7 protein-coding genes are annotated in these 6,370 nt (G+C 72.3%); 6 read left to right on the top strand and 1 reads right to left on the bottom strand.

Annotation, left to right across the window (positions count from 1 at the left end):
* The 5 genes from C667_RS19225 to C667_RS19205 form a co-directional block, all read left to right on the top strand.
* The coding region (locus C667_RS19225; RefSeq protein WP_004376928.1) for a branched-chain amino acid ABC transporter permease at window positions 1–441 on the top strand (441 nt) is incomplete at its 5' end.
* A gap of 193 nt (window positions 442–634) precedes the next feature.
* On the top strand, window positions 635–856 hold the full coding sequence (locus C667_RS19220; RefSeq protein ID WP_004376926.1) for a hypothetical protein: 222 nt from the start codon (window positions 635–637) through the stop codon (window positions 854–856).
* 111 nt (window positions 857–967) lie between these two features.
* The gene (locus tag C667_RS19215; protein ID WP_004376924.1) at window positions 968–2,134 is read left to right on the top strand and encodes an ABC transporter substrate-binding protein; all 1,167 of its coding nucleotides are present in this window, start codon (window positions 968–970) and stop codon (window positions 2,132–2,134) included.
* Window positions 2,135–2,693: 559 nt separating this feature from the next.
* A complete protein-coding gene (locus C667_RS19210) occupies window positions 2,694–3,320 on the top strand; it encodes a flavin prenyltransferase UbiX (protein ID WP_004376922.1) in 627 nt (208 codons plus the stop codon).
* A gap of 40 nt (window positions 3,321–3,360) precedes the next feature.
* Entirely contained in the window at window positions 3,361–3,963 is a 603-nt protein-coding gene (locus C667_RS19205; RefSeq protein ID WP_004376920.1) for an LON peptidase substrate-binding domain-containing protein, read from the top strand.
* A gap of 648 nt (window positions 3,964–4,611) precedes the next feature.
* On the opposite strand, the gene mutY is transcribed toward C667_RS19205, so the two are convergent.
* The gene (gene mutY / locus C667_RS19200) at window positions 4,612–5,694 is read right to left on the bottom strand and encodes an A/G-specific adenine glycosylase (protein WP_004376918.1); all 1,083 of its coding nucleotides are present in this window, start codon (window positions 5,692–5,694) and stop codon (window positions 4,612–4,614) included.
* Window positions 5,695–5,805: 111 nt separating this feature from the next.
* Here mutY and C667_RS19195 point away from each other — a divergent pair, with 111 nt between their 5' ends.
* Window positions 5,806–6,306 (top strand): flavin reductase family protein, encoded by a 501-nt coding sequence (locus C667_RS19195; protein ID WP_004376916.1) that lies wholly within the window; start codon window positions 5,806–5,808, stop codon window positions 6,304–6,306.
* Window positions 6,307–6,370 lie beyond the last annotated feature (64 nt).

The raw sequence follows: 6,370 nt of genomic DNA, 5'->3' as shown, positions 1-6,370 counted from the left end.
GCGCGCCTGCTGGCCTCGCGCCACGGCCGCGCCTGGCGCGCGGTGCGCGACGACGAGCTCGCCGCCGCGGCCTGCGGCATCGACACCGACGCGGCGAAGATGCAGGCCTTCGTGGTCGGCGGCGCGCTGTCCGGGCTGGCGGGCGGGCTCTACGCGCACTGGATCGGCTTCATCAGCCCGGAGCAGTTCGGCCTGGTGTTCTCCTTCGAGCTGCTGATGCTCGCCTTCATCGGCGGCGCGCGCCGGATCGCCGGCGCGGCGTGGGGTGCACTGGTGATCGTCGCCATCCCGCCGCTGATCTCCCTGCTGCGCGACCGCCTGCCCGGCGACTGGGCGCGCGCCTCCGGGCTCGAGCTGCTGCTGTTCGGCGCGGTGATCGTCGGCGTCGTGCTGCTGCGCCCGGCCGGGCTCGCGGGGGGCGGGCAGGGCAAGGAGCGCTGAGGGCGATGCGGTACGAGCGCCGCGGGCAGGGAAGAAGAGAGGGCGATCGCACGAACGGGTGGGCGAACTCGAGCCGCGTCCACGGCGCCTTCGTGCGATTGCACCGGGGACCGTGACGAGCTTGCTTCTTGCGGCGTGGGAGACGATAGTAACGCTCTCGTAATTATGGATGCAGCTTGCGCCGGAGCCCGCCATGAGTGCCTGGAGTTGCCCACACGACCTCAACGGAATCTGCCAGCGCGTGCGCGGCGCGCTCTGCTCGCCGGGCATGCGCGGCTGCGAACTCGAAGGCAAGGTGCGCTTCGCCCTCGACGAGCTCAACGCGCCGCGCAAGCCGGTCAAGGCGCGCCCGACCGAGGCGAAGCCCGAGCCCAAGCCGAGCGCGCCCGCCCCGCGCCGCCGCCTGCCGTTCTGATCCACGCCCCGCATTACCCCCGGCCCACCTCGCGGGCCACCCGCGCGCGACCCTTGTTCTCCATGACATCGCCGCGTGCGGTCATCCAACCTTCCTCCGGGAGTTCCCCCGATGAGCCCCTTGCGTCGGCTTGCGTTTGCGCTCGCCTCCTCGCTGTCCCTCGCCTGCGCCCTGCCCGCCGTTGCGGCGGGGGTGAGCGCCGATGAAATCGTCGTCGGCACCGTGTCCGACCTCTCCGGCCCGATCGCCATGCTCGGCGTGCCGGTGCGCGACGGCATGCTGATGCGCTTCGACGAGGCCAACGCCGCCGGCGGCGTGCATGGGCGCAGGATCCGCCTGGCGGTCGAGGACGCAGGCTACGACCCCAAGCGCGCGGTACTCGCCGCGCGCAAGCTCGTGCAGCACGACCAGGCCTTCGCCTTCATCGCCAACATGGGCACGCCGGTGGTGATGGCGAGCATGCCGATCATCGTCGATGCCGGCCGCCTGCACCTGTTCCCCTTCTCGCCCCACCGCGCGACCTACGAGCCGCTGCACCCGCTCAAGTTCCAGAACTTCGCGCCCTACCAGGACTACATGGAGGCCGCCACCCGCCACATGGTGCGCGAGCGCGGCTACCAGCGCAGCTGCCTGCTGTACCAGGATGACGACTACGGCCTGGAGGTCATGAAGGGGGTCGAGAAGGCGCTCGCCGGGCTCGGCACCGAGCTCATCGAACGCACCAGCTACAAGCGCGGCGCCACCGACCTCTCCAGCCAGGTCGCGCGCCTGCGCGCCGCGCGCTGCGACCTCGTGGTGCTCGCCACCGTGGTGCGCGAGACCGTGGCCGCGATGTCCGAGGCGCGCAAGATTGGCTGGGACGTCGACATGCTCGTCACCGCCTCCGGCTATTCCGCGCAGATCCACGAGCTCGGCGGCGCCGCGGTCGAGGGCCTGTACGGCGTGTCGGTGCTGCCGCACCCCTACGCCGAGGGCGCCAACAGCCAGCTCGCCGCCTGGATCGAGCGCTACCGCGCGCGCTTCAACACCGAGCCCAACGTGTGGAGCGTGATGGGCTACACCCTGGCCGACCTCTTCGTGCGCACCGCCGAGGCCACCGGGCGCGAGCTCACCCCCGAGCGCTTCGCGCGCACCCTCGAAGGCATGGCGTTCACGCGCGACTACTTCGGCAGCCCCGCCTACCGCTTCAGCGCCGACGACCACCTCGGCAACCGCAAGGGCCGCCTCGCCCAGATCCGCAACGGCCGCTGGGAGCTGATCACCGACTACCTGGAGTGATGCGCGCGCGTCGAGCGCCGAACCGCCGGGTTCGCAGCTGCCGCAGCTCCTACAGGCGGCTCCGGAACGCGTGGCGGTTTCTGTAGGAGCGCCGGCAGGCGCGAAAACGGCGGCGGAGTGCTGCACGCGCGTCATTCGCCGAACCGCCGGGTTCGCAGCTGCCACAGCGCCTACAGGCGGCTCCGGAACGCGTGGCGGTTTCTGTAGGAGCGCCGGCAGGCGCGAAAACGGCGGCGGAGTGCTGTATGCGCGTCGCTTGCCGAACCGCCGGGTTCGCAGCTGCCGCAGCGCCTACAGGCGGCTCCGGGACGCGCGGCGGTTTCTGTAGGAGCGCCGGCAGGCGCGAATGCGGCGGCGAAGTGCTGCACGTGCGTCATTCGCCGAACCGCCGGGTTCGCAGCTGCCGCAGCGCCTACAGGCGGCCCCGGGACGCGCGGTGGTTTCTGTAGGAGCGCCGGCAGGCGCGAATGCCACCGTATCGAAGCGCCTTCCCGCGCTGCGCACCTTGCCCGCTGGATGGGTTACGCTTCACGCCATCCGCCGACCTTCCCGCACCCCGATGACGCCTCCCCGCACGATCACCGTCGCCTTCACCGGCGCCTCCGGCCTGCCCTATGGCGTGCGCCTGGTCGAATGCCTGCTGCAGGCGGGCTGCCGGGTTTGGCTGCTGTACTCGCAGGTCGCGCAGATCGTCGCCCGCCAGGAGATGGACTGGAACCTGCCCGCGCGTCCGGCCGAGGTCGAGGCCGAGCTCTCCGCCCGCTTCGCCGCCGCCCCCGGGCAGCTGCGCGTGTTCGGCCGCGAGGAGTGGTTCGCGCCGCCGGCCTCGGGCTCCAATCCGCCCGACGCCATGGTCGTGTGCCCGTGCACCGTCGCTACGCTGGCCTCGATCGCCGGCGGGCTCAGCCAGAATCTCATCGAGCGCGCCGCCGACGTCGTCATCAAGGAAGGCCGCAAGCTCGTGCTGGTGCCGCGCGAGACGCCGTACTCCGCGATCCACCTCGAGAACATGCTCAAGCTCGCCCGCCTCGGCGTGTGCATCCTGCCGCCCAACCCGGGCTTCTATCACCACCCGCAGACCGTAAAGGACCTGGTCGACTTCGTCGTCGCCCGCATCCTCGACCAGCTCGGCGTGCCGCACAGCCTGATGGCGCGCTGGGGCGAGGACCGCGAGCGCGCCGGCTGAAGCCTGCCGGCGCGGCTGCGCCTGCCCACCGGAGCGCCCCATGACCCCGCCGCCCGACACCCTCCCGCTGTTTCCGCTCAAGACCGTGCTGTTCCCCGGCGGCGTGCTGCCGCTGCGTGTGTTCGAGCCACGCTACATGGACATGATCACGCGCTGCATGCGCGAGCACACCCCCTTCGGCGTGTGCCTGATCGCCGCCGGCGAGGAGGTCGGCGAGGCCGCGGTGCCGCACCCGGTGGGCACCGAGGCGCTGATCGAGCGCTGGGACATGGAGCAGCCCGGCGTGCTGGAGCTGCTGGTGCGCGGCGGGAGGCGCTTCCGCATCGTCGACCACGAGCTCGAGCGCGACGGCCTGCTGGTGGGCAGCGTGCGCTGGCTGGAGGAGCCGCCCGCCGAGCCGGTGCCCGCCGCGCAGGCCGAGCTCCTGCCGCTGCTGCGCTCGATCGTCGAGGAGCTCGGCGACCGCCTGCCGCCGCCGCACGACTTCGACGATGCCGCCTGGGTGGGCGCGCGCTACATCGAGCTCCTGCCCATCCCCCTGCTCGCCAAGCAGAAGCTGCTCGAGCTCGACGACATCCTCAGCCGGCTGGAGATCCTGCAGCAGTTCCTGCGTGAGCACGGCCTGCTGCCGAAGAAGGCCTGACCCACAGGCCGCCACCGCGCCGGTGCACGTGCGAGCGCGCGGCAAACGTTCGCAGCTGCCGCAGCTCCTACAGGCGGGTCCGGGACGCGCGGTGGTTGCTGTAGGAGCGCCGGCAGGCGCGAAGGCTACGGCGCAGCTCTGCAGGCGCGTCGAGCGCTGGAGCGCCGGGTTCGCAGCTGCCGCAGCTCCTACAGGCGGTTCCGGGACGCGTGGTGGTTTCTGTAGGAGCGCCGGCAGGCGCGAAGGCGGCGGCGCAGTTCTGCAGGCGCGTCGAGCGCTGGAGCGCCGGGTTCGCAGCTGCCGCAGCTCCTACAGGCGGTTCCGGGACGCGTGGTGGTTTCTGTAGGAGCGCCGGCAGGCGCGAATGCGGCGGTGCAGTTCTGCACGCGCGTCGAGCGCTGGAGCGCCGGGTTCGCAGCTGCCGCAGCTCCTACAGGCGGGTCCGGGACGCGCGGTGGTTTCTGTAGGAGCGCCGGCAGGCGCGAATGCGGCGGTGCAGTTCTGCACGCGCGTCGAGCGCCGGAGCGCCGGGTTCGCAGCTGCCGCAGCTCCTACATGGGGTGCGGGCGCGCGGTGGTTTGTGTAGGAGCGCCGGCAGGCGCGAACCCTCGGGCGATCACGCGCACACGCCCGGTGCCCGTGCCGCGGCTAGATCGAACGCGGCGCTGCCATCCCCTCGCCGAACAGGCCGGGCCGGGCGAGTTCGTCGAGGATGCGCCGCACCGGCGTGGGCAGGGCGGCCTCGGCGTGGGCGCCCAGCGGCAGCCAGCACAGCGCGCCGTCGTCGGCCAGGCCGTGGATCGAATGGGCGTGCAGCAGCAGCGGTTGCAGCTCGAGCACGAAGTGGGTGAAGGCGTGAGTGAGCGGGGCGAGCGGCTGGGGTGCGGCGGTGGCGAGGCCGAAGCGCTGCGCGCTCCAGGCCTGCGCGTCGTCCGCCTCGGCGGGCAGCTCCGGAAGCGCCAGCAGGCCGCCCCAGATCCCCGCCGGTGGGCGACGCTCCAGCAGCACCGCGCCCTGGTGCACGATCACCGCGCAGCGCGCGCCGCGCCGCGGCACCGTCTTCTTCGGGCGCGCGGCGGGCAGCTCGGCGACGCGCCCCTCGCGGCGGGCGACGCAGTCGTCGTGGAAGGGACAGCGCGCGCAGGCAGGCCGGGCGCGGGTGCACAGCGTGGCGCCGAGGTCCATCTGCGCCTGGATGTAGCGGCCGATGCCGTGCTCCGGCAGCAGCGACTCGGCGAGCGCCCACAGCCGCGTCTCCACCGCCTTCTCGCCGGGAAAGCCCGCGACGCCGAACACCCGGCACAGCACGCGCTTGACGTTGCCGTCGAGGATCGCCACGCGCTCGCCCCAGGCGAAGGCGGCGATCGCCGCGGCGGTGGAACGGCCGATGCCGGGCAGCCCGGCGATCGCCGCCGCGCTGCGCGGAAAGGCGCCGCCGTGCTCGTCCCGGATCACCCGCGCCGCGCGGTGCAGGTTGCGCGCGCGGGCGTAGTAGCCCAGGCCGCTCCACAGCGCCATCACGTCCTCGACCGGCGCCGCCGCGAGCGCGGCGACGTCGGGGAAGCGCGCGAGGAAGCGCTCGTAATAGGGGATCACGGTCTCGACCCGGGTCTGCTGCAGCATGATCTCGGACAGCCAGATGCGGTAGGGATCGTGGCCGCCCTGCCAGGGCAGGTCGTGGCGGCCGTGCTCGCGCTGCCATGCGATCAGCCGGGTGGAAAAGTCGCTCATGTCCGCATTGGTCCCTTGCCTTGCCTGCGCGCTCGACGCTGCCCGCGCGCGCGGCGATAATCCCTTCTTTATTCCCATTCGAGCAGCGCGGCCCACCGCGCCCGTCCGTCCATGACCCAACAGCAAGCTTCCGGCGAGGACTTCCAGCGCCGCTTCCGCAACGCGCTCGGCATGTTCGCCACCGGCATCACCGTGGTGACCACGCGCACGCCCGCCGGCGAGCCGATCGGCCTCACCGTCAATTCCTTCAACTCGGTGTCGCTCGACCCGCCGCTGATCGTGTGGAGTCTGGCCAACGAGTTGCCCAGCCGCGCCCTCTTCGAGGGCTGCGAATACTATGCGATCAACGTGCTCGCCGAGGATCAGGCCGACATGTCGCAGCGCTTCGCCAGCCGGCTCGGCGAGAAGTTCACCGGCCTGGAGTTCGACTCGGGGATCGGCGACGTGCCGCTGCTCGCAGGCTGCTGCGCGCGCTTCCAGTGCCGCAATACGGTGCGCCATGCCGGCGGCGACCACGTGGTGTTCATCAGCGAGGTGGTCGACTTCGACCGTGCCGAGGAACGTTCGCCGCTGCTGTACTTCGGCGGCGCCTACCGCCAGCTGCGCGCCTGAAGGCTGCGCTGCGGGCGGTGGCGCCCGCGGGCAGGTGCGGCGCCGGCCCCGCGCCGGCCAGCTT

Source organism: Thauera phenylacetica B4P (assembly GCF_000310225.1).
GTDB lineage: Bacteria > Pseudomonadota > Gammaproteobacteria > Burkholderiales > Rhodocyclaceae > Thauera > Thauera phenylacetica.
The sequence above is the reverse complement of the archived record's forward strand: the minus strand, read 5'-3'. Positions and strand labels throughout refer to the sequence as shown.

Coding starts and splice junctions, on each gene's coding strand:
- C667_RS19220 (WP_004376926.1), top strand. CDS start 635: ATGAGTGCCTGGAGTTGCCCACACGACCTCAACGGAATCTGCCAGCGC.
- C667_RS19215 (WP_004376924.1), top strand. CDS start 968: ATGAGCCCCTTGCGTCGGCTTGCGTTTGCGCTCGCCTCCTCGCTGTCC.
- C667_RS19210 (WP_004376922.1), top strand. CDS start 2,694: ATGACGCCTCCCCGCACGATCACCGTCGCCTTCACCGGCGCCTCCGGC.
- C667_RS19205 (WP_004376920.1), top strand. CDS start 3,361: ATGACCCCGCCGCCCGACACCCTCCCGCTGTTTCCGCTCAAGACCGTG.
- mutY (WP_004376918.1), bottom strand. CDS start 5,694: ATGAGCGACTTTTCCACCCGGCTGATCGCATGGCAGCGCGAGCACGGC.
- C667_RS19195 (WP_004376916.1), top strand. CDS start 5,806: ATGACCCAACAGCAAGCTTCCGGCGAGGACTTCCAGCGCCGCTTCCGC.